The sequence below is a fragment of the Streptomyces sp. NPDC053431 genome, assembly GCF_044544925.1.
In the GTDB taxonomy this organism is placed as follows: Bacteria; Actinomycetota; Actinomycetes; order Streptomycetales; family Streptomycetaceae; genus Streptomyces.
The window spans coordinates 19,693-44,064 of sequence record NZ_JBITXX010000028.1 but is presented as its reverse complement, the minus strand read 5'-3'; the positions used below and the strand labels follow the sequence as shown (position 1 = coordinate 44,064).

General features: G+C 72.5%; 20 protein-coding genes. 8 read left to right on the top strand and 12 right to left on the bottom strand.

Going from position 1 to position 24,372, the window contains the following annotated elements:
- Positions 1-89, top strand: an 89-nt coding sequence (locus ACIGXE_RS35160; RefSeq protein ID WP_157846636.1) for an acyl-CoA dehydrogenase family protein, incomplete at its 5' end; no start/stop codon positions are given.
- A gap of 52 nt (positions 90-141) precedes the next feature.
- Here ACIGXE_RS35160 and ACIGXE_RS35155 read toward each other — a convergent pair.
- The 3 genes from ACIGXE_RS35155 to ACIGXE_RS35145 are packed head-to-tail and all read right to left on the bottom strand — an operon-like array spanning position 142 to position 2,939.
- Positions 142-669 carry a hypothetical protein gene (locus tag ACIGXE_RS35155; protein ID WP_399754052.1) on the bottom strand — a complete coding sequence of 176 codons (528 nt, stop codon included), beginning with the start codon at positions 667-669 and terminating at the stop codon, positions 142-144.
- Positions 670-2,481: an alpha/beta hydrolase gene (locus tag ACIGXE_RS35150; RefSeq protein ID WP_399754057.1), complete on the bottom strand. Its 1,812-nt coding sequence runs from the start codon at positions 2,479-2,481 to the stop codon at positions 670-672. It abuts the gene before it with no gap.
- Positions 2,482-2,489: 8 nt separating this feature from the next.
- Positions 2,490-2,939 (bottom strand): hypothetical protein, encoded by a 450-nt coding sequence (locus ACIGXE_RS35145; protein ID WP_399754050.1) that lies wholly within the window; start codon positions 2,937-2,939, stop codon positions 2,490-2,492.
- 215 nt (positions 2,940-3,154) lie between these two features.
- Here ACIGXE_RS35145 and ACIGXE_RS35140 point away from each other — a divergent pair, with 215 nt between their 5' ends.
- Positions 3,155-4,705 (top strand): hypothetical protein, encoded by a 1,551-nt coding sequence (locus ACIGXE_RS35140; RefSeq protein ID WP_399754049.1) that lies wholly within the window; start codon positions 3,155-3,157, stop codon positions 4,703-4,705.
- A 133-nt stretch (positions 4,706-4,838) separates the two neighbouring features.
- Here ACIGXE_RS35140 and ACIGXE_RS35135 read toward each other — a convergent pair whose 3' ends face one another.
- On the bottom strand, positions 4,839-6,119 hold the full coding sequence (locus ACIGXE_RS35135; protein ID WP_399754047.1) for an LCP family protein: 1,281 nt from the start codon (positions 6,117-6,119) through the stop codon (positions 4,839-4,841).
- Positions 6,120-6,250: 131 nt separating this feature from the next.
- On the opposite strand from ACIGXE_RS35135, the gene ACIGXE_RS35130 reads away from it, so the two are divergent.
- A complete protein-coding gene (locus ACIGXE_RS35130; RefSeq protein WP_399754045.1) occupies positions 6,251-6,784 on the top strand; it encodes an acyl-CoA thioesterase in 534 nt (177 codons plus the stop codon).
- A 113-nt stretch (positions 6,785-6,897) separates the two neighbouring features.
- Here the strand turns inward: ACIGXE_RS35130 and ACIGXE_RS35125 are convergent, their stop codons facing one another.
- Positions 6,898-8,271 (bottom strand): LCP family protein, encoded by a 1,374-nt coding sequence (locus ACIGXE_RS35125; RefSeq protein WP_399754044.1) that lies wholly within the window; start codon positions 8,269-8,271, stop codon positions 6,898-6,900.
- Positions 8,272-8,491: 220 nt separating this feature from the next.
- Between ACIGXE_RS35125 and ACIGXE_RS35120 the strand changes: the two genes are divergently transcribed.
- Positions 8,492-9,520, top strand: a complete 1,029-nt coding sequence (locus ACIGXE_RS35120) for a glycosyltransferase family 2 protein (protein WP_399754043.1) — start codon at positions 8,492-8,494, stop codon at positions 9,518-9,520.
- A 78-nt stretch (positions 9,521-9,598) separates the two neighbouring features.
- Here the strand turns inward: ACIGXE_RS35120 and ACIGXE_RS35115 are convergent, their stop codons facing one another.
- The 4 genes from ACIGXE_RS35115 to ACIGXE_RS35100 form a co-directional block, all read right to left on the bottom strand.
- Positions 9,599-11,350: an LCP family protein gene (locus ACIGXE_RS35115; RefSeq protein WP_399754041.1), complete on the bottom strand. Its 1,752-nt coding sequence runs from the start codon at positions 11,348-11,350 to the stop codon at positions 9,599-9,601.
- Positions 11,351-11,400: 50 nt separating this feature from the next.
- Positions 11,401-13,176, bottom strand: a complete 1,776-nt coding sequence (locus ACIGXE_RS35110) for an LCP family protein (RefSeq protein WP_399754039.1) — start codon at positions 13,174-13,176, stop codon at positions 11,401-11,403.
- A gap of 229 nt (positions 13,177-13,405) precedes the next feature.
- The gene (locus ACIGXE_RS35105; protein ID WP_399754036.1) at positions 13,406-14,551 is read right to left on the bottom strand and encodes an LCP family protein; all 1,146 of its coding nucleotides are present in this window, start codon (positions 14,549-14,551) and stop codon (positions 13,406-13,408) included.
- A 275-nt stretch (positions 14,552-14,826) separates the two neighbouring features.
- Positions 14,827-15,582 (bottom strand): TIGR03089 family protein, encoded by a 756-nt coding sequence (locus ACIGXE_RS35100; RefSeq protein ID WP_399754035.1) that lies wholly within the window; start codon positions 15,580-15,582, stop codon positions 14,827-14,829.
- A gap of 137 nt (positions 15,583-15,719) precedes the next feature.
- Between ACIGXE_RS35100 and ACIGXE_RS35095 the strand changes: the two genes are divergently transcribed.
- From ACIGXE_RS35095 to ACIGXE_RS35085, 3 genes are all read left to right on the top strand, one after another.
- On the top strand, positions 15,720-17,195 hold the full coding sequence (locus tag ACIGXE_RS35095) for a peptidoglycan recognition protein (RefSeq protein WP_399754033.1): 1,476 nt from the start codon (positions 15,720-15,722) through the stop codon (positions 17,193-17,195).
- Positions 17,196-17,308: 113 nt separating this feature from the next.
- Complete coding sequence (locus ACIGXE_RS35090; RefSeq protein ID WP_399754031.1) at positions 17,309-18,391, top strand: sugar phosphate nucleotidyltransferase; 1,083 nt, start codon at positions 17,309-17,311, stop codon at positions 18,389-18,391.
- A 391-nt stretch (positions 18,392-18,782) separates the two neighbouring features.
- Positions 18,783-19,961, top strand: a complete 1,179-nt coding sequence (locus tag ACIGXE_RS35085; RefSeq protein ID WP_399754029.1) for a DNA-3-methyladenine glycosylase family protein — start codon at positions 18,783-18,785, stop codon at positions 19,959-19,961.
- A gap of 242 nt (positions 19,962-20,203) precedes the next feature.
- On the opposite strand, the gene ACIGXE_RS35080 is transcribed toward ACIGXE_RS35085, so the two are convergent.
- The 3 genes from ACIGXE_RS35080 to ACIGXE_RS35070 are packed head-to-tail and all read right to left on the bottom strand — an operon-like array spanning position 20,204 to position 23,173.
- Complete coding sequence (locus tag ACIGXE_RS35080) at positions 20,204-21,673, bottom strand: coenzyme F420-0:L-glutamate ligase (RefSeq protein WP_399754027.1); 1,470 nt, start codon at positions 21,671-21,673, stop codon at positions 20,204-20,206.
- On the bottom strand, positions 21,670-22,626 hold the full coding sequence (gene cofD, locus ACIGXE_RS35075; RefSeq protein ID WP_399754024.1) for a 2-phospho-L-lactate transferase: 957 nt from the start codon (positions 22,624-22,626) through the stop codon (positions 21,670-21,672). The genes ACIGXE_RS35080 and cofD overlap by 4 nt, the downstream gene beginning before the upstream one ends.
- Before the next feature lie 13 nt (positions 22,627-22,639).
- Positions 22,640-23,173 carry a cysteine dioxygenase gene (locus tag ACIGXE_RS35070; RefSeq protein ID WP_399754022.1) on the bottom strand — a complete coding sequence of 178 codons (534 nt, stop codon included), beginning with the start codon at positions 23,171-23,173 and terminating at the stop codon, positions 22,640-22,642.
- A 677-nt stretch (positions 23,174-23,850) separates the two neighbouring features.
- Between ACIGXE_RS35070 and ACIGXE_RS35065 the strand changes: the two genes are divergently transcribed.
- The gene (locus ACIGXE_RS35065; RefSeq protein ID WP_345487777.1) at positions 23,851-24,114 is read left to right on the top strand and encodes a WhiB family transcriptional regulator; all 264 of its coding nucleotides are present in this window, start codon (positions 23,851-23,853) and stop codon (positions 24,112-24,114) included.
- The last annotated feature ends 258 nt before the right edge of the window (positions 24,115-24,372 follow it).

Genomic DNA, 24,372 nt, shown 5'->3' with positions numbered 1-24,372 from the left:
AGCGCATGATGCGCGACGCCAAGATCACCCAGATCTACGAGGGCACCAACCAGGTCCAGCGCATCGTCATGGCCCGCAACCTCCCGTAATCCCCCCACGGGATCGGACAGCCCCCGGCAGGACGCCGGGGGCTGTCCATGTCTACCGGACCTTCTCGCCGTCCGGCACCTGGTAGCAGCCGGAGACCACCATCATGTTCAGCTGCGGCGGGTTCTCCGTGGCCCAGTGGGTGATCTTGACGCTGTGTTTCTTCGCGTCGTTGTCGGCCGTGAGGGTCACGTTCTTGTTCTTGCTGGTGTCCCGCCCGAAATCGACGACCTTCCAGCCGTTCTTGGGCAGGTCCGCCTTGAGTCGTTCCATCACGCCGTCGAGCGCGTCGGGCGACGCCGGGGTGAAGGTCCACGCGTGGAAGACCTGGAAGTACTTCTCGGGATCCTTGCCCGAGCACCCCGTGACACCGGGCCCGGGTTCGGTCGCCTTCCCCTTGACACCGATCAGGTCGTAGATCTCGCTGGAGACCTTCTCGGCGGCGTCCGACGCGTGGGCCGTCGTGCTGGTGCCCGCGTCGGGGAGGTCTCCGGAGTTGTTGTCGTCAGTCATGCTGCATCCGGTCAGGGTCGTGAGGGCGAGGGACACGAGGAGCGCGGGTGCTCCCACCTTGAGTTTCATCTAGCGCACTCCTGGCGTGGGGTTCGGCGGCGGCTTCAGCGACACCTGGTCGGGCTTGCCCGCGACGACCAGGCCCTGGTTCTCGAGGCTCTTGGTGCCTTCCTTCCAGTAGTCACTGTGACCTTCGGTGTCCGTGGTCATCTGGTTGGCGCCGAAGCGCTCGTCGCTGGGAACCGTCCACGGGCCGTCCCAGTCGGTACCACCGTGCCCGAACCGGCCGACGTCCGGGACGATGTCCCCGTCGGCCTCCTCGTTCCAGACGTGGCCCTTGGGGACGTCCATCTGCTCCGCCTTGGGAACCTGCACGCCGGGGCTGCCCGCGAGGACCACGTCGTCCACGTTCAGGTGACCCTGCCGGGCCGCCGACCCGATGAGGGTCGTGCCGTACGAGTGCCCGATCGCCGTACGGTGCGGGTCGGTGTCGACCGTACGCGAGGCGTCGAGGCCGTCGAGGAAGCGGTTGTACGCCGGAGCGCCGTCATTGGCGTAGTGGCTGAACGGCGAGTCCTTGACGATGTCCTGCGGGGCGTCGTAACCGAGCCAGGTGATCGTGGAGACGGAGCCGTTGTTCGCGCCGGCGGCCACGCGCCACACGTTCTCCATACGGCCGATGTCGCCGCCGATGCTGCCCAGGTTCGACGTGGTGCCCGGCACGTAGATCGCCTGGTGGTCCGCCGTGTCCGGGTTGCCGTTGGCGACGATCGCCCGGCCGTTCTTCTCGGGGTTGAAACCGAGCAGATACGCCTCGGGCAGGCCTCGCTCACCGGTCCTGTCGAACCGCGCCTGAATGGCGTTCATGCCCTTCAGCGACTTGTTGAGCTGCTCGTACCGGTCCCCGTACTTGTTGTGCCACTCCATCCACTCGTCGGTGTGCACCTTCGACGGGTACATACCGGCGGTGATCCACGTCCACTCGTTGGCGGGCGGCTTCGGGATGGAGTCCAGCTCCATCTGGTACTGGCCGTGCTTCTCCGCGAGGACGACCCGGTTCGCCTCGTCGCGGACCGTGGACGGCAGTCCGTCGAGCCCTCCCACGGTCGCGGGCCGCAGGGCCGCCCAGGCCTCCTGCTGCTCCGGGGTGAGCCCCTTCCACCAGTTCGCGTTGTCCTTCGGGCTGCCGTCCTTCGGCGGTTGCGGCAGGGAGTCGAGAAAGGTCTTGCCCGCGTCGCTCACCCCGCCCATGTCCGACTGCGCGTCCGCCCAGTCCCGGTCGGTGACCTTCAGGTCGTCGTCGGCCTTCAGGGCGCGCAGCTTCGGCGCCCACTTGGCGTCGGCCTCCGTCGCTTCCTTCAGCGCGTCGGCGATCCGGTTCGCGAAGCCGATCGCCTTGCCGTAGTTCGGGTTCGGGTGGATGTTGATGGCCTGGCGCTCCAGGGCGTTCGCCGTGGGGTCGTCCATCCCGGCGCTGCCGGTCACCGTGCCGCCGTCCTCGACCTTCTCGGCGCCGGGCTTCTGGCCGGGCGGGAAGCTGACCGAGCCGTTCGGGTTCACCGTGCAGCCGGCGGCGTGGGCGTCGGCGATCGCCGCGTCCAGCTTGCGCTTGGCCGCCCCCAGGTCGAAGGCGAAGGCGTTCAGCGCGGTGCTCACCAGACCGCACTCGGTCTGCGCGTAGTGGAAGTTCTTCGACAGCTCCTTGAGCTCGCCCAGGGCGGCCTCGGCCGCCTTGCCCTGCAACTGGGCGCGGATGCCTGCGGAGATCTTGGTGTCGATCGTGTCCTTGGCCGCGCTCGCCGCCTCGCCGACGTTCCGGAAGCCGTCCGCGGCCTCCTCGTACTCGGCCTGCTTGAAGGCCTTCAGGGTCTCCAGGTCCATGGTCGCGGTCACTTCTCCTTCGGCTGGCCGCCGACGGCCTCGGTGTCCGCGTACTTCGCCGCGAGGGCGGCGATCTCCCCGACGAGCGACTCGTCGGGCTTCGTCAGATCGTGACCGGACGTCCGCAGGAGGCCGCCCAGTGCGTCACAGCGACCGTTCACGTCGCCGACGTACTTCTTCCAGGAGTCGTACAGCTCCTTCTGGGCCGCGGCGCTCTGGATCCCCTTGTCGTCACCGAGGCCCGCCTGACCGGAGTCCAGCGCCGTCAGCGCCTTGGCGACGCCGTCCTTCAGCCCCGTGACGCCCTCACCGGCCGTCACCCAGGCCCGCTTGTCCGTCTTCAGGTCCTCGGACACGCCCCCGCCGCCCGGTTCCGGCGCCAGCTGGTTCAGCCGCATCGAGGTCGACTGGCGCTGCGCCGCCTCGGTCTTGAGTTGCTCCCATTCGTCCCACGGCATTGCGAAACCTCCGCTGTCCCCGTTCCCCCGGGCGCCCCCCGGGCCGAGTCGCCATACTCCCCGGCGACCGCGCGGGAAATCAAACGCCCTGCGAACGCGCGGTCGGGTCGTCCGGGCAAAACCCCTCGGCGGTACGGTGTGTCACGGTCCGTCGGCCCGGGCGTTCCGGGACGGCCGCACCCGTGTCCGCCCAACCCGCAGTAAGGCCACCACCGATGACCGGCGAGTCCGCCACGCTCCGCGCCCCAGCCCGCCCGCTCGGCCTCTTCGAGTCCGGCCGGCTCCTCACCGCCCTGCGCGGGGCGGTCCTGCTGCTCGCCGCCGGCGCGGTCCTGATGATCGTGCGGCTGCCGTGGATCGGCGACATGGGCGTGCACGCCGCCACCGTCGAGCGCCTGCGGCACGACCTGTTCCACCCGGGCAACCCGATGGTGGACTCGCCGACGGACAGCCCCTACTACTCGCCGTGGACGGTCTGCCTGGCCCTGTTCGCCAAGGCGACCGGCCTCGACACCTTCGACGTGCTGCGCTGCGCCGCCGTCGTCGGCCTGATCGTCCTGGCCACCGGCGTGCGGCGGTTCGTCCGCACGCTGAGCCCGCACCCGGCCGCGCCGCTGCTCGCCGTACTGTGCCTGCTGCTCCTGTGGGGCGTCCGCCCGTTCATATGGAGCGGTTTCCTCGGCCTGACGTCCCTCTCGGCGAACGCCTCGTACCCGAGCACCTTCGCCACCGGCCTCGGCTTCCACCTCCTCGCCCTGCTCACCCAGGCCCACCGCCGGCCGGACGGGACGGGCCTCTCCTCGTACGCCGGGTACGCGGGACTGGGGCTGCTGTGGGCCCTGCTGATGCTGAGTCACCAGTTCACGGGCGTCGTCTTCACCTTCGGTGCCCTCGGCGTCCTCGTCGCCGCCCCCGGCCGGCCCGCCCGCGCCGTCGCGCCGCGGCTCGCCGCCGCCCTCGCCGTGGGCCTCACGGCCCTCGCCGTGTGGCCGTACTACTCCTTCTTCGCCCTGCTCGGCGCGGGCGGCCTCGAGGAGATCCACCAGCCGCTCTACCGGGCGCCGTGGGCGCTCTTCACCCTGGTCCCGCTCGGGGTGCTCGCCCTCGCCGTACGCTTCCGCCGCGACCGCCGGGACCCGCTCGTGGTGTGGTTCCTGCTGGGCCTGGTGACGGTCGGCGCCGGCGCGGTCCTCGACAAGTGGTCGCTGGGCCGGACCGAGCCCGCGGTCGTCATGCCCGCGCAGCTCGCCGCCGCCCTCTGCGTCCTGGACGGCGGCGCCCGCCGGCTGCGCGCCGCCTTCGCCGTGGTGCTCGCGGGGGCCCTCGCGGCGGGCCTGTGGGTGCAGCGGGACGCCCTGACCTTCGTCATGCGGGCGGACGCCCTGCCGAAGGCCGTCACCCGGGACGCGTGGAAGGTCTGGCAGACCCCGGCCTGGACGACCCGCTACACGGCGTACGGGGACGTCTTCATGACCGGAGACCTGGGCGCCGCCCGCACCCTGCCCGGTTACGGCGGCTACACGGTCGAGGCCGGCTACCCGGACTTCTTCCTGCCCGACGAGAAGCAGCGCGCCGCCGACACCGCCCGCTACTTCGCCCCGGGCACCCCGCGCGCGGAGCGCCTCGCGCTGCTGCGCAAGTACGACGTGAAGTGGGTGCTCCAGCGGCCGTCGCGGGGCGGGCTCCCGGCCGGGGACCCGGCCCTGCGCGAGGTGCGGAAGGGACCGGACGGCCGGGTGCTCTACGAGGTGCTCGACGCGGGGTGACCCCGCCGGCGGTCCGCCGGCGGTGCGGCCCGACGGCGGTGCGGTCCGCTGTCGGTCCGTCGGCCGTACGGTCCGTGGGTGGCCCGTCGGCCGTGCGGTCCGTCGGCGGGCGGGCCCTTCGCGGCCGGATCCGTCAGCGGTCCGAGGTGACCGTGACCGGCTGGTCGTTGCGGATCTGCTCGACCAGCTGCTTCACCTTCGGCATGTCCCACTTCAGGGAGTTCTGCGGCGCGGTGCCGTTGATCGGCATGTTCATCGACCTGCCGTCGCCGCCGCTGATGCCCTTCATCGCGAAGAACATCTTCCCGAGGTCGTAGAGCGACATGTCCTTGTCCACGATCAGCGTGTCCAGACCCGCGCCGAGGGTCGGGTACAGCTTGAAGGGGTTGAGGATCGTGCCCGGCGTCGCCGCCTGGTTGGCCAGGGCGGACAGGAACTTCTGCTGGTTCTTGGTCCGCGCCAGGTCCGACTCGGCGAAGGCGTAGCGGGTCCGCACGAAGGCCAGGGCCTGCTCGCCGTTCAGCGTCTGGGTGCCGGCCTGGAAGTTCGCGCCGGAGTTCTTGTCCTTGAAGCCCTTCTCGATGTTCATCTCGACACCGCCGAGCGCGTCCACGATGTTCGCGAAGCCGGCGAAGCCGATCTCCGCGTAGTGGTCGATGCGCAGGCCGGTGTTGAACTCGACCGTGCGGACGAGCAGCTCGGGGCCGTCCATCGCGTAGGCGGCGTTCAGCTTGGAGCCGCCCCGGGCCGCGTACTTCTTGCCGGACTCCGAGCCCACGAAGGACGGGATCGTCACCCAGGAGTCACGGGGCAGCGAGACCATCGTGTTCCCGCTGGAGCAGGCCGCGAGGATCATCATCGAGTCGGTCCGCTTGCCCTCGGCCGAGCCGGTGTGCAGCTTCTTCTTCTCCTCGTCCGACATGCCCTCGCGGCTGTCGGAACCGACGATCAGATACGTGGTGCAGTCGCCCTCGGACGGACGCTCGATCACCTTGGAGAGGTCGACCTCGTTGCGCATCCGGGAGCTGGCCCAGGCGTACGTGCCGGCGCCCCAGCCGACCACGGCGACGAGCAGCACGATCGAACCGATCTTGATCCGGCGGCGCCAGTCGGGCGCGGGCCGGCCACCGCTCGCCGGGCGGGGGTCGTACTGCGGGGGCACGGTCCCCCGGCCACCGCCCTGCGGGCCGCCGTAGACCTGGCCGCTGCTGTAGCCGGAGTCGTAGCCGCTGCCCTGGGCCTGCGTGAAGCTTGGGTCGTAGCCCTGGTCGTAGTCCTGACCCTGGCCCTGGCCGTACTGCTGCTGCCGCTGCCGCTGGTACGGCTGCTGCGGCTGCTGCGGGGGGACCTGCGGGCGCTGCACATGGCGCATCCGGCGAGGTCCCTCGGGCTGGGCGTCTGGCCAGTCATTCATGCGGACCAGTGTGCCGTCCGGCCCGCCGGGGCCGACAGGGCGGGTGGCGAATCGGGTCGGCGCTGTTGCCAAGCTGATGCAAACCGGACCGGGCGGGGACCGGTGGCGAGGCCGGGCATAAGGTAGAGGGCATGACAGATCAGGGCGACATCCCGGGCAAGCCCACCTCGGCGTCCCGCACCACGCTGAGCCACATCATGACCAGCCACGACACCAACCTCCTCGGCACGGTGCACGGCGGCGTGATCATGAAGCTGGTGGACGACGCCGCGGGCGCGGTCGCGGGCCGGCACTCGGGCGGCCCCGCGGTCACCGCCTCCATGGACGAGATGGCGTTCCTGGAGCCGGTCCGGGTCGGCGACCTGCTGCACGTGAAGGCCCAGGTCAACTGGACCGGCCGGTCCTCGATGGAGGTCGGCGTCCGGGTCATGGCCGAGCGCTGGAACGAGTCCACGCCCGCCACCCAGGTCGGCTCCGCCTATCTCGTCTTCGCGGCCGTCGACGCCGACGGCAAGCCCCGCGCGGTCCCGCCGGTCATCCCCGAGACCGAGCGCGACAAGCGCCGCTACCAGGAAGCCCAGATCCGCCGCACCCACCGCCTGGCCCGCCGCCGCGCGATCAGGGAGCTCCGCGAGCGCCGCGCCGCCGAGGGCTACGAGGACTAGGACCCGTCCGGCGGACCCGCGCCCTCGGCCGTTGCCCTACGGCCCACCCGCGGACCCGCGCCCCCGGCCGTGCCCTACGGCCCACCCGCGGACCCCGCGCCCTCGGCCGTGCCCTACGGGCACACCACCTGGTCCCCTCGGACCGCCTCGAACTGGCCCGTCTGCTGCTCCCGCTCCCGCACCGGCGCGACCCCCTTGTAGTCGGAGCCCACCGTCACCTGCAGGGTCCCGCCCTGGCCCGGTACGGCCTTCAGCTGCGCGCCCGGCAGGGCCGCCGCGAGGGACTTCGCCGAGCGGTCCCAGCGCGGGTCGTAGGAGACGACGGTGCGCGCGGTCTCCGGCCCCGTACCCGTCCGCGGCTGCCGGGTCGTGTCGAAGCCCGCCCCGCGCAGTGCCGCGTCGACCCGGCCGCCGAGCCCGTCCGTGCGGGTCCCGTTGTAGACCTGGACCCGGATCGTCTTCGGCGCGACGTCCACGTCGACCGGCCGCGGACCCTTCGGGGCGGCCGGCCGGGCGGGGGAGAGCGGGCGGTCCTCGCGCAGCGACTGGAAGAGCCGCTGCGCCTTCGCCGCGTCCCACTTCACCGTCGAGCCGATCCCCTTCACGGGGAAGCTCATGTCGCCGAGCGGCACGGACACGAACTCCGACGAGGCCGGGCCGAAGCCCTGCATCGCCTTCGCGAGGGTCAGCATCTGCTCCGTACCGAAGCCCTGGTCCGCCCGCACCGAGCTCAGCATGGTCGTCGCGACCTGCCGGAACCGCACCGGGTTCAGCAGCACCCCGCCGCTGGTGACCTGGTCGATCAGCGCGGCGAGGAACTTCTGCTGCCGCTGCATGCGCCCGAGGTCGGAGGCCCCGTCGACATGGCGGGCGCGCACGTACTGCAGGGCCTGGCCGCCGTCGAGCTCGTGCGGGCCGGCCGGCAGGTCGAGCCCGGTGTAGGAGTCCTTCAGCGGCTTGGGGGTGCAGATCTGCACCCCGCCGACCGCGTCGACGGTCTTCATGAAGCTGGTGAAGTCGACCTCCAGGTAGTGGTCGATCTTCACCCCGGTCATCGACTCGACCGTCCGTACGGTGAGCCCCGGCCCGCCCTCCGCGTACGCCGCGTTCAGCTTCACCGGGTGCGCGTGGTGCCGGCGGCCGGTGGTGAGGTCGGTGTGCTCCGGCATCTCGGCGTACGAGTCCCGGGGCAGCGACACCACGCTCGCCCGCTCCCGGTTCGCGGAGAGGTGGACGAGCATCACCGTGTCCGTGCAGTGGCAGGGCGCGCCGCCCAGCCGGTACCTGCGGCGCTCCTCCTCGGTGATCCTGTCGCGGCCGTCGGTGCCCACGAGCAGGATGTTCAGCCCGTGCCCGGCCTGCGGGCGGTTCTTCATGTCCTTGAAGGGGTCGATCCGGTCGATGCCGGTGTCCAGGCTCGTGACCACCGCGTGCCCGATCCCCCCGGCGGCCAGGACGCCCACCGAGAGCGTGGTCGCCATCCGCATCCCCCACCGCGTCCGTCTCGGGCGGCGCCGCCTGCGGACCGGTGCGGGGCGGGCGGCGGGCCGGGGACGGGGCGTGCGGGGCGGTGTGGGCACCGGGGGACACCTCCGCGGGTGCGACAGGAAGGACCGTGAGCACCGTAGGCCCATACGACGATCGCAAGGGCCCTGTGCCGCCGACGGCGCGCGACCGTGTCCCCCGTTCGCGGTAACGTGGCACGCGATGAACGCCAAGCCCCCCGTCTCCGTGATCATGCCGGTCCTCAACGAGGAGCGGCATCTGCGCAACGCGGTCCGTCACATCCTGGAGCAGGAGTACGACGGCGAGATGGAGGTGGTGATCGCGCTCGGCCCGTCCACGGACCGCACCGACGAGATCGCCGCCGAGCTCGTCCGCGAAGACCCCCGCGTCCACACCGTGCCGAACCCCACCGGCCGCACCCCGGCCGCCCTCAACGCGGCGATCAAGGCCTCCCGCCACCCGATCGTGGTCCGCTGCGACGGCCACGGCATGCTCTCGCCGAACTACATCGACACCGCCGTCCGCCTCCTGGAGGAGACGGGCGCGCAGAACGTCGGCGGCATCATGCACGCCGAGGGCGAGAACGCCTGGGAGGAAGCGGTCGCGGCCGCCATGACCTCGAAGATCGGCGTCGGCAACGCGGCCTTCCACACCGGTGGCGCGGCCGGCCCCGCCGAGACCGTCTACCTGGGCGTGTTCCGGCGCGAGGCGCTGGAGCGGCAGGGCGGCTACAACGTGGAGTTCATCCGCGCCCAGGACTGGGAGCTGAACTTCCGCATCCGCGAGGCGGGCGGCCTGATCTGGTTCTCGCCGGACCTGCGCGTCCAGTACCGCCCACGGCCGTCGGTCCGCGCGCTCGCGAAGCAGTACAAGGACTACGGCAAGTGGCGGCACGTGGTGGCCCGCTACCACGCCGGCTCCATCAACCTGCGCTACCTCGCCCCGCCGACCGCCGTCTGCGCGATCGCCGCGGGCCTCGTCGTGGGCGCCTTCGTCACGCCGCTGGGCTTCGTGATCCCGGCCGGCTACCTGGCCGCGATCACCGCGGGCTCCGTGCCGGCCGGCAAGGGCCTGTCGCTGAAGGCGCGGCTGCAGATCCCGGTGGCCCTGGCCACCATGCACATGTCCTGGGGCTTCGGCTTCCTCACCAGCCCCCGCTCGCTTGCGAGGAAGGTCATCGCCAGCAAGCGCCCGGCGGTGAAGGCCGACGAGGCGGCCGAGACCGTCTGAGGTCTGCCCTCTACTGCACGTACGGCGACGGCCGGCCCCCTGAACGGGGCCCGGCCGTCGCCGTACGTGCGGGGATGGTCAGTTCGTGCTCTTCCCGTCCCACCGGTAGACCGAGTAGACGTCCATGCAGTCCACCTTGTCGTTGGCGCCCTCGGGCAGGTCACCCGCCTCCACCTGCGGCTTCTTGTAGGTGGCGCCCTCGCGCCAGTCGGCGCCGACCACGAGGGTGACGTCCTCCGCCGAGGCGTCCGCGCGGACCGCCGTGGCGGGCAGGCCGAGCGAGGCGGCCACGGACTGGGCGTTCGCCTTGCCCTGCTCACCGGCGGACTTCGGGTAGAGCACCACGCTGTCCCTGCGCGGCTGGGCGTCCCGGGAGGAATCGGCCTGCGTGAAGCCCTTGCCGCGGAGCTCCTCGGCGAGGGCGCCGGCCCGGCCCTTGACCGGGGCCTGCTCGTCGCTGCCGGTGCCGTTGACGACCGTGACCTTGAAGGAGCCGGGCTCCTCGGCGGGCGTGGTCGGCTTCGCCGAGGCGGTGGCGGCCGGCTTCGGCTTGGCGGGTTCGCCGTTCTTGTCGAAGGCGACGTCGTCGCGGAGCATCGACCACATCTTGTCGGCGGACTTCTGGACCATGACGAGCTTGTCCTTGTCCTGCGACCACTCGACGGTCGGGACGGTCGCCGTGGTCAGCCGGTCCAGCTTCACGTTCTTCAGCTGCATCGACAGGTCGAAGAGCTTCTTCACGGTGCCGATCTCGTCGGAGACCTGAAAGGCCTTGACCGCGACCTCGGCGAGGCCCAGGAGGCGCCCGGTGTCGGTCCAGGCGTTCTGCCCCTGCAGCTTCTTCATCAGGCCGTTCATGTACATGTGCTGGGCCTTGGCGCGGCCCTGGTCGTTGCCCCAGGCGTGCCGGGTGCGCAGCCACTGCAGGGCCTGCTCGCCCTGGACCTCGTGGGTGCCCTCGGGGAGCTGGAGGCCGGAACCGCCCTTGACCCGCCTGGTCGGCTTGTCCCACACGCCGGTCTTCACGCACACCGGGACGCCGCCGACCTCGTCGGCCATCGACACCACACCCGTGAAGTCGATCATCATCCAGTGGTCGATGTAGACCCCGGTGATGCTCTCCCAGGTGGTGAGCGTGCAGCCGGCGCCGCCGCGCGCCAGCGTCTCGTTGATGGGACTGGTGTCGGTGGCGGGGTACTCCTTGCCGTCCTCGCCACGGCACTTGGGGATGTGGACGATCGTGTCGCGCGGTATGGAGACGATCGAGGCGTTCTTCCGGTCCGCCGAGACGTGCAGCAGCATCTGCACATCGGCGAGCGGCGGGCGGTTCCGGTCGTCCTTGCCGCCGCCGAGGGCCACGTTCTTGGGGTCGGAGCGGTCGTCCGAACCGATCAGCAGGATGTTGAGCGGGGTGTCGCCGAGCGCGTTGGGAGCGCCCTTCTTGACGCCGCTCTCGCCGCCCGCGCGCCCACCGCTGCGGATGTTGCCGTTGAGGTGCTCGTAGTACAGGTATCCGGCGCCGGCCGTGCCGAGTATCAGCAACGACAGGGTGACGGCCACCCAGCGCAGTATCCGGCGTTTGCCGGCCTTCCTGGCACGCCGGCGCGGCGCGCCGCCCCGCCGGTGGCCCTGCCGTCCCGGGCCGTCCCCGCCGTCGCCGGAGCCGCCGCCCGCACGCCGCGAGCGCGGCACGGTGCCGCCCGGACGCGCGTCGGTACCGACGGAACCGGACCCGGTCCCGTCCTCGTAGAGACTCTCGTCCCAACCCAATTCACGGGCGCGCGAGGCGCGTTCCCGCGCCCCCTCCCCCCGCACGCTGCTCTGTCCCACCCCAGGTCTCCTCGTCCTTCAGGTGCGGCCCAGGGCCCGGTCGATCCGGGTCACTTGGCGCACACCTGCTTGTCTGCCGTCTGCGCACCCTCCGGCGCCTTCGCCGGACCGGTGAGGGGCACCCCCGCGCCCTTGAAGTCCGCGCCGAGGACGAGCGTCATGGGCTCGCGCTCCCCGGCGTCCTGCGTGCCCGGCCTGAGGGCCGTGGCGGGCAGGCCCATCAGGTCCGCGAGCTTGCGGGCCTGGTCGGCCTGGTTCGGTGCGTAGGTGAGCGTGGTCGTGGCCGCCTTCTCGGGGGCGTTGCTCTTGTTGCTGGACCGCGTCACGCCGTGCTCGTTCTGGAGCCAGTCGATCGTCTTCTGCGCCGCGCCGGTCACGCCGCTGCCGTTGTAGACGTCGACGCGGACCTCGCGGGCGGTGGACCGCTCACCCTGCAGGAGCTTCGCCTGGGCCTGCGCCTGGGCGTTCTTGGCGTCCTGCTCCTTCTGCTTCACCTCGGTGAGCGAGGTGTCGGACTGCATCATCGTGAAGAGCCGCGGCGCCTTCACCGGGTCGGGGACGACCGTGATCGGGCGGGGCTCGGCCGGGTTGTCGATGACCGGCAGCGTGGTGAAGGTGATGTTCTTGGGGTCGATCTTCGCCAGCTCGCCCGCGAGGGACTTGAGCTTGGAGATGCTCCCTATGCCCGTGTCGACGGTGAGCGCCTTGGTGGCCGCGTCGGCGAGGTCGTACAGCTTGGTCGGGGACGTGAGCGTGTCGTCCGACTTCATCTGACGGATCATCGAGCTGAGGAACTGCTGCTGGACCTTGATGCGGTCCAGGTCGCTCTCGTTGCCGAAGCTGTGCCGGGTGCGGACGAAGGCGAGGGCCTGCTCGCCCTGGATGATCGACTCGCCCTTGGGCAGCTTGAGGTGGGACTTCGAGTCGTTGACCGGCTTGGCCAGGCAGACCTTCACGCCGCCGACGGCCGTGGTCATCTCCTTGACGGCGTTGAAGTCCGCCATCATGAAGTGGTCGACGGTCAGGCCCGTGAGCTCCTTGACCGTGCGCATGGTGCAGCCGGGGTCGCGGTCGGACTGGCCGAGGCTCACGTTGAACCGGGTGTCCGTCTGGCCGGGGATCGTCTTGACCTTGCCGCCGGGCAGCTTGGTCTCGCACTCGGGGATGTCGATGACCAGGTCCCGGGGGATCGACATCGCCGTGGCGTTCGTCCGGTCCTTGGAGACGTGGAAGAGGATCGTGGTGTCGGCGTGGCCGGGGCTGTTCTTGTCGCCGTAGCCGCCGTTGCCCTCGCCGGTCCGCTTGTCGGTGCCGATGAGCAGGATGTTGAAGGCGGCGTCCGTCTTGAAGCCGCCGGTGCTGCCGCCGGCCACGTCGATGGTGCTGATGTTGTTGTCGAAGTGCTTGTAGAGCGCGTACGCGCCGGCGGCGCCGCCCACGAGGACGAAGGCCATCGTCCCGCCGGTCCACATCAGGACCTTCTTCTTGCGGGACTTCTTCTCCGGCCTGCGCTTGCGACGGCCCGCGGCGCCCGGCCGGTCGCCCGGCTCGGCGGCGCGCCGGCGGCGCTGTCCGGGGACGGGGGGGGCGGTCTCGGTGGCGCGGTCACGCCCGCCGGGTTCGGCCGCTCCGTACGGAGCCTGGGTTCTCCGGCCCGACGGGGTGGCACCGGGGGTGGTGCGGGGGCGCTGGTGGGAGGGGGCGGGCCGCTGCGACTGCCCAGCGGAGTGGTCCAGTCGCAGTTCGTAATGGCCGGTCTGCGGGTTGAGCACCCACTGGTCGGCGGGGTCGATCTCGTCCGCCCGTCCACGGCTGTGCGCGTCCACGGTTCCTTGAGTCCTCCGTCGGTGCCACGCGAGGCGCCTCCCCCTCGGGCGCTCGGTCGGTCGATCCGTTGAGTGCGCGACCACGCGGTCGGGTGCACCGGATCGCGTCACACTATCCGCCCAGTTCAGCGTGGGGCGACGTCCGTGACAAATTCCACGCCCCTTACAACTGGGCAATTTGCCCAAACCTCATCCAGTGCCGTCCTCCCCTTGGCTCCGCCTTTACCCGTCAGCAGCTCGCCGTCGCCGCGTTGCGCCCCGCGAAGGAGGGGGTCGCGGCGGAGCTCGGGCCGTCCCCCGTGCTCTCCGGCTCCCCGTTGCCACCGGGTCGGATGATCACCGGCTGGTCGGCGCGCAGCCGCGCGAAGAGCTGATTCGCCGCGGGCTGCACCAGTTCGTCCCGGTTCGCGTTGTAGGTGTACGGGCGCCGCGGCACCGTCAGGAACTGGACCTTCTCGGTCGGCACGGCCCGCATCGAGCGCGCCAGGTCGTACAGGTCGCGCAGCGAGTCGAGCCCCGGGTCGGTCGTGATGGACTTCGTGGCCGCGTCCAGGACCGGGTAGAGCCTGGTCGGGTTGAGCAGCACGCCGTCGCTCTGCACCTTGTTGACGAGGGCGCCGAGGAACTGCTGCTGCCGGTCCATCCGCTCGGTGTCGCTGCCGTTGCCGAGCGACTTGCGGGCCCGTACGAAGCCGAGCGCCTGCTCGCCGCGCAGGACCTGCCGGCCCGCGGGCAGCCGCAGATGGGCGTCGGCGTCGTCGATCGGCTCCTTCAGGCAGATCTCGACCCCGTCCACGGCGTCCACCATCTTCTTGAACCCCCGGAAGTCGATCACCATGTGGTGGTCGATCCGGATGCCGGTCAGCTTCTCCAGCGTGCGGATCGTGCAGGCCGTACCGCCGAACTCGAAGGCCCAGTTGAACTGGGCGAACTGTTCGACGGTGCGCGTCCGGTCCTTCCTCGCGCAGCTGGGGATCCGCACCATCAGGTCGCGTGGGATGGAGACCGCCGTCGCGCTCGCCCCGTTGGCGGAGATGTGCAGCAGGATCGTCGTGTCGGACCGCTGGCCGCCCCCGTCGTGGCCGTACTTGCGGTTCCCCGCGCCCGCGCGCGTGTCGGAACCGATGAGCAGGATGTTCCGGGCCGCCTTGACCGACGGCGACGGGCGCTCCCGCTCGTACTTGAGCAGCTCCTCCGCGGCCGTCGTGTCCGTGGTGATGTTGGAGTCCAGCTTGCGGTAGAGCCACCAGCCGGTTCCCGCGGCCGCGAGCACCACGACCGCCGCGCCGAGCGCCGTCCAGCGCAGCCAGTGCCGCTTGCGGGCGCCCTCGCCACCGGCTCCGGGCTCCGTGGGCGTGTCTGAGCTGTCCGTCACGGCTGGATCCGTCCGTCCTCGATGGCGTCTGCGGGACACCGGTGGCCGTCGTCTCGGTGACGTAGACGGTCGATCCCGGCGCTCGGTTCTGCGGAAGGCATCGGTAGCCCCCGGCCGATCATGTACCGGAGTCGCCGTCCGGAGCCGGGTTACGCGGCGCGTCGATGGGCCGTACGGGTGGGAGCGCGCACGTGCGGAGTGCGGACCGGCGTGTCGCCGGGCGGGCGGGGCCCGGTGGGTGCGTGGCCGTGCGGTCGCACCCACCCGTCCCCGGGTCAGTCCGCGAGGGTGACGGTGACCCGCTCGCTGTCCACCCGCGTGGCCAGGCCCTCCGCGTCGAGCCGGTCGAGGTGACGGCACAGCACGACCGAGCCGCCGGCCGCCAGCGGCGCGTACAGCCCGGCCGAGACCCCGGCCCAGGTGTCGTACGAGCGCCCGGAGAGCAACCGCGCGCCGGCCGCGAGCCCCAGCTCGGCGGCGTCCGCGCGGGCGCGCTCGACGAGCTGTGCGCCCGTCAGTTCCGTACCGTCGACCACGAGAGCGGGCGCGTCCGGATCGACCGGGATGAACGGGGCGAACCGGTCGCCCTGGCTCGGCACTTCCACCGCGTAGTCCGCGTACCCGGCGGGCGGCGTGGGGAAGCGGCGCCCGAGCGGGGCGAGGGACAGCGCGATCCGGTCTCCGGAGCAGGCGAGCCCCGCCTCCAGGCCGTCCGGGCCCGCGACGACGTAGTCGGCGCCGGCCGGGTCGCCGCCCAGCTCCGCGGTGACCCCGACGGAGGAACAGGCGAGCAGCCAGACCGCCGTCTGCCAGTGCGCGGGCAGCAGCAGCGCGAGCCGGTCGCCCGGCGAGGCGGACAGCTCGCCCTGGAGCAGATTGGCCGTCTTGGCCACCCAATTGGCGAAGGTGGCCACCGACAATTCCACGCGTTCACCGGTGGCGTCGTCGTAGAAAGTGACCAAGGGGCGGGCCGGGTCCGCGGCGAGCGCGGATCGCAGCAGGTCGACGGGGGTGCGGTCGCTGGCGTTCACGCGGGCAAGGGTACGCGGGGGCCGCGCGCGCGGTCCGCCGTACCGGTGACCCCGTCCACCGGTCGGCCCGACGGGGCGTCAGTTTCCGTGCCCGTTCCCGCCGAGCGGAACGCGCGCGGGGTGCGGACGATCAGCCCATGCGTGCCTATCTCGTCTCCTCGATCGCCGTCACCTGCGCGGCGGCACTCGCCCTGCCGCTCACCGTCGCGACCCAGGCCGCGGGTGCGGGCCCGGGCGTCGCCGCACCCGCCGCCGAGCCGGCCGTCGTCGCCGCACCGGCCGCCGCGCCCGAAACCGCCGCCGCGCCGGCGGCCGTGCCCGACAGCGCCGTCGCCGGATCGACCCAGTCGCTGCCGCTCGAACCCCTCGGTCCGGACCGCCCGTGGGGTCGGTCCTTCGCGGCCGCCGGGTCGGCGGCCGCGCAAGGCCTCGGCCGACGGGACGTCAGACCGTTCTCGCTGCTCGGCGTGGTGTGGGACGACGCCCGCGCCCCGCTGCACGGCACCGTCGAGGTCCGCACCCGGTCCGCCGCGGACGGGGCCTGGTCCGACTGGCAGGACGTGGAGACCCACAACGACGAGCACGGCGCCGACCCCGGTTCGGCGGAGGCCCGTTCGCGCGCGCTGCACGGCTCCACCGCCCCGCTGTGGGTCGGCGACTCCGACGGCGTCGAGGTCCGCGTACGCCCCGAGCGGCACGAGGGCACCGACGCCCCGCTTCCGTCGGGCCTGCGCCTGGAGCTGGTCGACCCGGGCCCGGAACCGGCGCCGGGCGCGCCGGGGGCGTGGGGCGCTCCGGGAAGGCGGGCCACCGCGGTGGCCTGGAGCCCACAGGCGGCCCAGGCGGCCCCGGCCGCCCCCGAACAGGCCGAGGCCGCCCGTGCGAACGCCGGGCTCGCCCCCCTCGGCGCCGCCGTGATCCCGGCCCTGACCAGGGATCAGACCCTCGCCGAGCTCCGGGCGGGCGCCGGGGCCACCACGACCCGCGCCGTCGCCGCGAAGCCGTACATCGGCCCGCGCCCGAAGATCATCACCCGCAAGGGCTGGGGCGCCGACGAGAAGATGCGCGAGAAGGGCTTCGTCTACACGAAGACCATCAAGGCCGTCTTCGTCCACCACAGCGCCACCGGCAACCGCTACACCTGCAAGCAGGCCCCCTCCGTGCTGCGCAGCATCTACCGCTACCACGTGAAGAGCAGCGGCTGGCGGGACCTCGGCTACAACTTCGCCGTCGACAAGTGCGGAAACATCTACGAGGGCCGGGCCGGCGGCGTGGCCAAGCCGGTCATGGGCGCCCACACGCTCGGCTTCAACACCGACAGCATGGGCATCGCCGTCCTCGGCACCTACGGCACCACCAGCCCGCCGGCCGCCGCCCTGACCGCCATCGCACGGCTGACCGCGTGGAAGCTGGGGCTGCACGGGGTGAATCCGAAGGCCAAGACGTATCTCACCTCAGGTGGCGGAAACCTCTACAAGAAGGGCAGGAAGGTGAGGTTCAACGTGATCGCCGGGCACCGTGACGGCTTCGCGACCGAGTGCCCGGGCGGACGGCTCTACAACAAGCTCGGCACCGCCCGTTCGGCCTCCGCGAAGTACCAGGGCAGGCGCTGATGGGGTCATGGACTCAACCATCTGCATAAACTGACCGGTCATATCGTACGGACGGCCGAAAGGCGCTGCCCCGGGCGATGAGACCGGACCCGAACAGGAAGCAGAGACGACAGGTGACCGAAGCGATTCTTCTGGTCGGGGGCAAAGGCACCCGGCTGCGTCCCCTGACGGTCAACACGCCCAAGCCGATGGTCCCGGCGGCCGGCGTCCCCTTCCTGACGCATCAGCTGGCGCGGGCCCGGGCGGCCGGCGTGGACCACATCGTCCTCGCCACCTCGTACCTCGCCGAGGTCTTCGAACCGCACTTCGGTGACGGTTCGGCGCTCGGGCTCAGCATCGAGTACGTCACCGAGGAGGAGCCGCTCGGCACCGGCGGCGCGATCCGCAACGTCGCCTCGCGGCTCCGCTCGGGACCCGAGGACCCGGTCCTCATCTTCAACGGCGACATCCTCACCGGCCTGGACATCCGCGCCCTCGTCGCCACCCACGAGTCGTCCGGCGCGGACGTCTCCCTCCACCTCACCCGGGTCGAGGACCCGCGCGCCTTCGGGCTCGTGCCCACCGACGCCACCGGACGCGTCACGGCCTTCCTGGAGAAGCCGCAGACGCCCGAGGAGATCGTCACCGACCAGATCAACGCGGGCGCGTACGTCTTCCGCCGCTCGGTCATCGACTCGATCCCCACCGGCCGCCCGGTCTCGGTGGAACGCGAGACGTTCCCCGAACTCCTCGCCTCCGGCGCCCACCTCCAGGGCATGGTCGACTCCACGTACTGGCTCGACCTCGGCACCCCGCAGGCCTTCGTCCGCGGCTCCGCCGACCTCGTCCTCGGCCGCGCCCCGTCCCCGGCGGTGCCGGGCCGCTGCGGGGACCGCCTGGTCCTGGACACGGCGAGCGTCGCCCCGGACGCGAAGCTGACCGGAGGCACGGTCATCGGCCCCGGCGCGGTCGTCGGCTCCGGCGCGCGGATCAACGGCTCCACGGTTCTCGCGAACGCCGTCGTGGAACCCGGAGCCGTCGTCACCGACTCCCTCGTCGGCGCCGGCGCGCGCGTCGGCGCGCGCAGTGTGCTCACCGGGGCGGTCATCGGGGACGGGGCGGACGTCGGCCCGGACAACGAACTCCGCGAGGGCGTCCGCATCTGGTGCGACGCCACCCTCCCCCCCTCCACCATCCGCTTCTCCTCCGACCAGTAACCCCCGCCCGTCCCCGCCCCCCAACCGCCCTCGCGCCCTACACCCGCCCCGCAGCGGGCCGCGCCCGGCGCCCGCCGTCCCCGTTGTGGGCAGTCGTTCCTCCCCCAGACTTCGTCCGGGGGGGACCCCAGGGCGGAACGGGTGGGCACAACGGAACATCGCGCCTTGCCGCGCCCAGGCTCCCTGCGCTGTGACGTCCGCCACAGGGCGCGGCGCCGTCGGGGTGGGCGTAGGTGCAGGGGGCGGGCCACGCTGAGAGGCGGAGGCCCACACAGGGGTCGTGGGCGCCCCACGGCCCCTGTGTGGGCCTCGCACATGCAGCGGGCGCCGGTCGCGCGCCGGCGGGCGCTGTGGGATCGGTGGCGCGGCCGGTCGCCGTTAGGCTCGTGTCATGGCCGGCCGCTTCGCCCCCCGACCCCCCACCACCCGCACCACGATGCGCGGCGGCGAGGTCCCCGTACCCCAGCCCCGGACCGAGTCCCGCCCCCCGCTCGGAGAGCCGGCGCAGGACCCGGACGCGATCCCGGGGCACGACCTCGACCTTGACCTCGACCTCGGGATCGACCCTGGCCGGGACGCCGCCCCGGCCGCCGACCGCCCCGCCCCCGACGCCGACCGCGTCGACGCTGCCATGGGCCGCGAAGCCGCCCCAGACAGCGCCCCCCAGCCCGCCCCCGACCTCGCCGCCCTCACCGACCTCGACCTCGGCCTCACCCTCGGCCCCCTCCGCCGCGGCCCCGCCGACCCCACCTTCCGTGTCACCCCCGACGGTTCCGTCTGGCGGGCCAGTCGGACGCCGGCCGGCGCCGGCACGCTCCGGGTGCGGATCCGCGGCGGAGCGGTCCGCGCGGAGGCGTGGGGGCCGGGCGGGCGCTGGCTGCTCGACGGGCTGCCCGCGCTGCTGGGCGCCGAGGACGATCCCACCGCCTTCGTCCCCCGCCACAAGCTGCTCGCCGTCACCCACCGCGCCCGCCGCGGCCTGCGCCTGACCCGCACCGGCCTGGTGATGGAGTCGCTGATCCCGTCGATCCTGGAGCAGAAGGTCACGACGCACGAGGCGTACGGCGCCTGGCGGGTGCTCGTACGCAAGTACGGCGAGCCCGCCCCCGGCCCGGCCCCCGAGGGCATGTACGTGATGCCCGACGCCCGCACCTGGGCGATGATCCCGTCCTGGGAGTGGCACCGCGCGAACGTCGACGGCAAGCGCTCCGCCACCATCGTGCGCGCCGCGCGCGTCGCGCACCGCATGGAGGAGGCCGCCCGGATGCCCCCCGCCGAGGCCCGCAAGCGCCTGGAGCTGATCCCCGGCATCGGCCCGTGGACCTCCGCGGAGACGATTCAGCGCAGCAACGGCGCCCCGGACGAGGTCACCACCGGCGACCTCCACCTCCCCGGGATCGTCGGCTGGGCCCTCGCGGGCGACCGCACGGCGGACGACGCGGCCATGCTGGAGCTGCTCGCCCCCTACGAGGGCCAGCGGCACCGTGCCGCCCGCCTGATCCTGCTCAGCGGCCGGGTCCCACCGCGCCGCGCGCCCCGGCTGGCACCCAACGACATCACGGGCCTGTAAGACCCACGCCTCCCGGGCCCGCAGCTCCCGGGCCTTCGGTTCGGCGGCGGGCCGTGGTTCCCCGGACCCGCGGTTCCGCGGCGGTCCCCGCTCCCCGGACCGGCCGTTCTGCGGCGGTCTCCCTGGACCCGCCGTTCCGCGGCGGCCCGGGGTCCCCAAGCTCGCAGGCCCGCGGCGGGCAGCAGCTCCCGGGCCCGCAGGCCCACGGCGGCCCCAGCCCCCGCCCCCGCCCCCGGCCGCGGTCAGCGCACCTCGATGAACCGTTCGGCCTCCCGCGCCGCCCGCTCCTTCGGCGCCCCCGCCGGCCGGCCGACCGCCACCGCGCCCATCGGGTCCCAGTCGACGGGCAGCCCGAGGACCTCCCGTACGACGTCACGGCAGAACATCGTCGACGACACCCACGCCGAGCCCAGCCGCTCCCCGGCCAGCGCGACCAGCAGGTTCTGCACCCCGGCGCCCGCCGCGACCACGAACATCTCGCGTTCGGCGGCGTCCCGGCGCGGGTCGCCGTAGTGGTGGGAGCCGTCCATGACCAGGCAGGGCACGATCAGGTACGGCGCGTTGCGCAGCACGTCGCCGCGGCGGATCCGCCTGGCGATCGACTCCTCGGACCTGCCGTCCGTGCGCAGGTCCGCGATCCAGGCGTCCCGCATCGCGTCCAGCAGCTTCAGCCGCGCGTCCGCCGACTCCAGGAGCACGAAGCGCCACGGCGTCGTGTGGTGCGGGGCGGGCGCCGTGACGGCCGCGGCGACGGCCCGCCGCACCGCGCCCGGGTCGACCGGGTCGTCGGTGAACTCCCGTACGGTACGGCGCAGCGTCACCGCCTCCCGTACGGCCTCCGAGGTGCCCAGGCGGAACATGTCGTCGGCCGGGTCGCGCACCAGCGCCCGGGCGCCGGGCTCCGTGTCGCCGCCCACGAGATGCCCGAGGCCGCGGACGACGGCGACGGGCCGGCCGGCCGCCTTGCCCTTCACCAGGTCGCCGGCGGCGGCGAGTTCGTCGGCGTGGGCGACGACGGTCACGTTCAGCTCGTTGCCGTGGGAGTCGGTGCCGCCCCGCAGGTCGTCCAGGACCCGCACCCCGGCCGCGCCGATGGCCACGTCGGTGAGGCCGTTGCGCCAGGGCCGCCCGAAGGTGTCGGTGAGGACGACGCCGACCTCGACGCCGAGCGCCGCGCGCAGGCCCTCGCGGATCCGGCGGGCCGAGGCGTCCGGGTCCTCGGGCAGCAGCAGCACGGTCCCGGCGGGGGTGTTGGAGGCGTCGACCCCGGCGGCGGCCATGACGAGGCCCTGCCGGTTCTCCACGATCCGCAGCGCCCCGCGCCGCGCCACGACCCGTACCGTCTCGGCGTCGATCGCCTGCTCGCGGTCGTCGGCGGCGATCACCCGCCCCTCCGCCTTGCTGACGATCTTCGAGGTGACGAGCAGCACGTCCCCGTCGGCGAGGTCGGGCGCCGCCGAGGCGATCAGCCCGGCGAGGTCGTCGCCGGGGCCGACCTCGGGCATCCCGCCGACCGCCCAGACCTCGAACCGCACCGCGCCGCCACCCCGCCCGTCCCCGCCCGCTGCGGCGAAGCCCCGCTCGGTGACGCCCGGTACGACGTCACCGGGCGCGTCGACGCCCGGCTCGCCGTCACTCCGCGCCGCGTCGACCGGCACGGCACCACCCCGCAAGCCGCCACCCGGCCCGCCGACGCCCGGCTCGGCCGTCATCCCGCGACCTCCGCGGCGAGGGCCAGTGCCTCGCGGGCCATCTGTGCCGTGGCGTCCAGGTCGGTCATCATCAGCGGCACCGCGCGGCAGCGGATGCCCGCCGCCTCGACGTCCGGGACGGCGTCCGCGTCGACGGTGTCGACGAGCCAGCCGTCGAGCAGCCCGGCGCCGTAGTGCCGGGCCACGGCCGCCGCCGTGGACTCCACGCCCACCGCCGCGAGCACCTTGTCGGCCATGCCCCGCACGGGCGCGTCGCCGACGATGGGGGAGAGGCCGACCACCGGCGCCGACGCGGTGGCGACCGCCTCGCGGACGCCGGGGACGGCCAGGATGGTGCCGACGGACACGACGGGGTTGGACGGCGGGAAGAGGATGACGTCCGCTTCGGCGAGGGCCTCCAGGACGCCGGGCGCGGGCTTCGCCTGCTCGGCGCCGACCGGCACGACGGCCTTGGCGTCCACGGAGGCGCGCAGCTTCACCCAGTACTCCTGGAAGTGCACGGCCCGCTGCTCGCCGTCCACCTCGATGGCCACGTGCGTCTCGACGCGGTCGTCGGACATCGGCAGCAGCCGCACGCCGGGCTGCCAGCGGGCGCACAGCGCCTCGGTGACCGCGCTCAGCGGATAGCCGGCCCCCAGCATCTGGGTGCGGACGATATGGGTGGCGAAGTCGCGGTCGCCGAGGCCGAACCACTCGGGCCCGACCCCGTACGCCGCGAGCTCCTCCTTGACCGTGAAGGACTCGTCCTCACGGCCCCAGCCCTGCTCCTCGTTGATGCCACCGCCGAGGGTGTACATCACGGTGTCGAGGTCGGGGCAGACCTTGAGGCCGAAGAGATGGATGTCGTCACCGGTGTTGCCGATGACCGTGATCTCCGCGTCGGGCGCGGCCTGCTTGAGGCCGCGAAGGAAGCGGGCACCACCGATGCCACCGGCCAGAACCACAATGCGCATGCACAGCAGTCTGTCAGGCGGGTACGGCTCCCGGGGCCGCCGGGGCGGAAGGGGCCGGCGGAGCGGGGGTGCACTGGGCACGCAGCGACTCGTGCATCGGCATCTCGGTGAGGCCGGGGTGGTAGACGTGCAGGCTGACGGCCGGTTCGAGGGAGTCGTTGACGACCTCGTGCGCGTACCCGGGCGCGAAGACCCGCTGCCCACCGGCTCGCAGCTTCCCCGCTCCGCGCTCCGTACGCTCCGTCAGTTCGCCTTCCAGCAGCGTCAGCACGCCGGAGGAGGGGCCGTGGTCGTGGAGGCCGCTGCCCTGTCCGGGCAGCCAGGAGAGCAGCCAGACCTCGTAGCCGGGGCCGGTGCGCAGCCGGTGGTACCAGCGGGTGGTGGCGTCGTACTCGACGTACGGGGCCCACTGGGCGCGGTCGGCCGCGATCTCGCGGGCGAGGCCGACGAACTCGGCCACGGTGGTCGGGTGCTCGCGGGCGGGCTGCAGGAGGTGCGGGACCTCAAGGATGTCGCCGGCGATCTGAAGGTCGCTGTCCATGTTCATGGGTGCGGTGGTTCCTCGGCAGAAGTGCTGGGGGTCGCAGAGCAAGCGGTGGAACGAGGGGGTGCGGCGGCGGGACGGCCGCGCGGGGGGTGCCGGAGCGCTGGGAGGAAGGCGCGCGTCAACAGCTGGGACAGCAACAGCGACAGCGGTTCTCGGCAGCGCGGCGGAGCCCACGGGCGTGGGTCGCGGAGGGCGCTGCGGTCGCTGGCATGCCACCAAAGTGGCGGGAGAGACACCCGACTGTCAACTCAATGCCCGATTTGGGGGCAATGTTTCACCTCATCCGGTTGCGGCGCGCGGAGAAAGGTTTGTGCAGGGGTCGGCCAGGACACATGGCGCAGCAGTCGCCGTCGTAAACGTGGCGGAGGCCCTGTGATCAGACTGTGATCCGGATCGCTTCCGTGGCTGGATCGCAACAAGATCGATGTTTCGGACGTCCTTCTTGGTGGGACGTGCCGGAGCGCTCAGGCCGATGGCATGTGTCACGTTTTTTGGTGATTTGAACACTTTCCGCATACGCTTGGTTCCGCAGAGTGAATACGAGGCCCAATAGCAGATCTCGGCTTGACTCGCACAGAGCACGAACTTGTAATTTCACTCGTGTCGTTCGGCCGGGACGATCCGGAATCGGCAACGGCAGACCACGGGGACGCAAAAAAGACGGACGAGGGGCGCACATGACCGAGTTGTTCCAGGAACTGCTGGTCGAGGACGCGGGCGAGGAACTCGGCTGGCAGGAGCGCGCACTGTGCGCCCAGACCGACCCCGAGTCCTTCTTCCCCGAGAAGGGCGGCTCGACCCGCGAGGCGAAAAAGGTCTGCCTCGCCTGCGAGGTCCGCTCCGAGTGCCTCGAATACGCGCTGCAGAACGACGAGCGCTTCGGAATCTGGGGCGGACTGTCCGAGCGTGAGCGCCGCCGCCTCAAGAAGGCCGCCGTCTGACGGACGAAAGAATCCGGCCACCCGCCGGACCCACCCGCTCGACCCCGCGCCGAACCGCGCACACCCGCATACGACGAACGGTCCGCACCCTGTGCTCCATCCACAGGCGGCGGACCGTCTGCGTTCCCGCCCGTCGCCCGGCCACCGCCCCTCATCGAGGCACTGCGCACCGCCCCCTCTTGTCTGACGTTAGTGTGGGCCTCCGTCCGAGACGCACCCACGCCCCTCGCGGGGCGACCCCCCGGCCGGAGGGCCCGT

What these genes read in the sequence shown, in the direction of transcription:
- ACIGXE_RS35135 (WP_399754047.1), bottom strand. Translation starts at nt 6,119, where the DNA reads ATGAATGACTGGCCAGACGCCCAGCCCGAGGGACCTCGCCGGATGCGC.
- ACIGXE_RS35130 (WP_399754045.1), top strand. Translation starts at nt 6,251, where the DNA reads ATGACAGATCAGGGCGACATCCCGGGCAAGCCCACCTCGGCGTCCCGC.
- ACIGXE_RS35070 (WP_399754022.1), bottom strand. Translation starts at nt 23,173, where the DNA reads ATGAACATGGACAGCGACCTTCAGATCGCCGGCGACATCCTTGAGGTC.
- ACIGXE_RS35150 (WP_399754057.1), bottom strand. Translation starts at nt 2,481, where the DNA reads ATGGACCTGGAGACCCTGAAGGCCTTCAAGCAGGCCGAGTACGAGGAG.
- ACIGXE_RS35125 (WP_399754044.1), bottom strand. Translation starts at nt 8,271, where the DNA reads ATGCGGATGGCGACCACGCTCTCGGTGGGCGTCCTGGCCGCCGGGGGG.
- ACIGXE_RS35095 (WP_399754033.1), top strand. Translation starts at nt 15,720, where the DNA reads ATGCGTGCCTATCTCGTCTCCTCGATCGCCGTCACCTGCGCGGCGGCA.
- ACIGXE_RS35145 (WP_399754050.1), bottom strand. Translation starts at nt 2,939, where the DNA reads ATGCCGTGGGACGAATGGGAGCAACTCAAGACCGAGGCGGCGCAGCGC.
- ACIGXE_RS35120 (WP_399754043.1), top strand. Translation starts at nt 8,492, where the DNA reads ATGAACGCCAAGCCCCCCGTCTCCGTGATCATGCCGGTCCTCAACGAG.
- ACIGXE_RS35080 (WP_399754027.1), bottom strand. Translation starts at nt 21,673, where the DNA reads ATGACGGCCGAGCCGGGCGTCGGCGGGCCGGGTGGCGGCTTGCGGGGT.
- ACIGXE_RS35085 (WP_399754029.1), top strand. Translation starts at nt 18,783, where the DNA reads ATGGCCGGCCGCTTCGCCCCCCGACCCCCCACCACCCGCACCACGATG.
- ACIGXE_RS35155 (WP_399754052.1), bottom strand. Translation starts at nt 669, where the DNA reads ATGAAACTCAAGGTGGGAGCACCCGCGCTCCTCGTGTCCCTCGCCCTC.
- ACIGXE_RS35065 (WP_345487777.1), top strand. Translation starts at nt 23,851, where the DNA reads ATGACCGAGTTGTTCCAGGAACTGCTGGTCGAGGACGCGGGCGAGGAA.
- ACIGXE_RS35140 (WP_399754049.1), top strand. Translation starts at nt 3,155, where the DNA reads ATGACCGGCGAGTCCGCCACGCTCCGCGCCCCAGCCCGCCCGCTCGGC.
- cofD (WP_399754024.1), bottom strand. Translation starts at nt 22,626, where the DNA reads ATGCGCATTGTGGTTCTGGCCGGTGGCATCGGTGGTGCCCGCTTCCTT.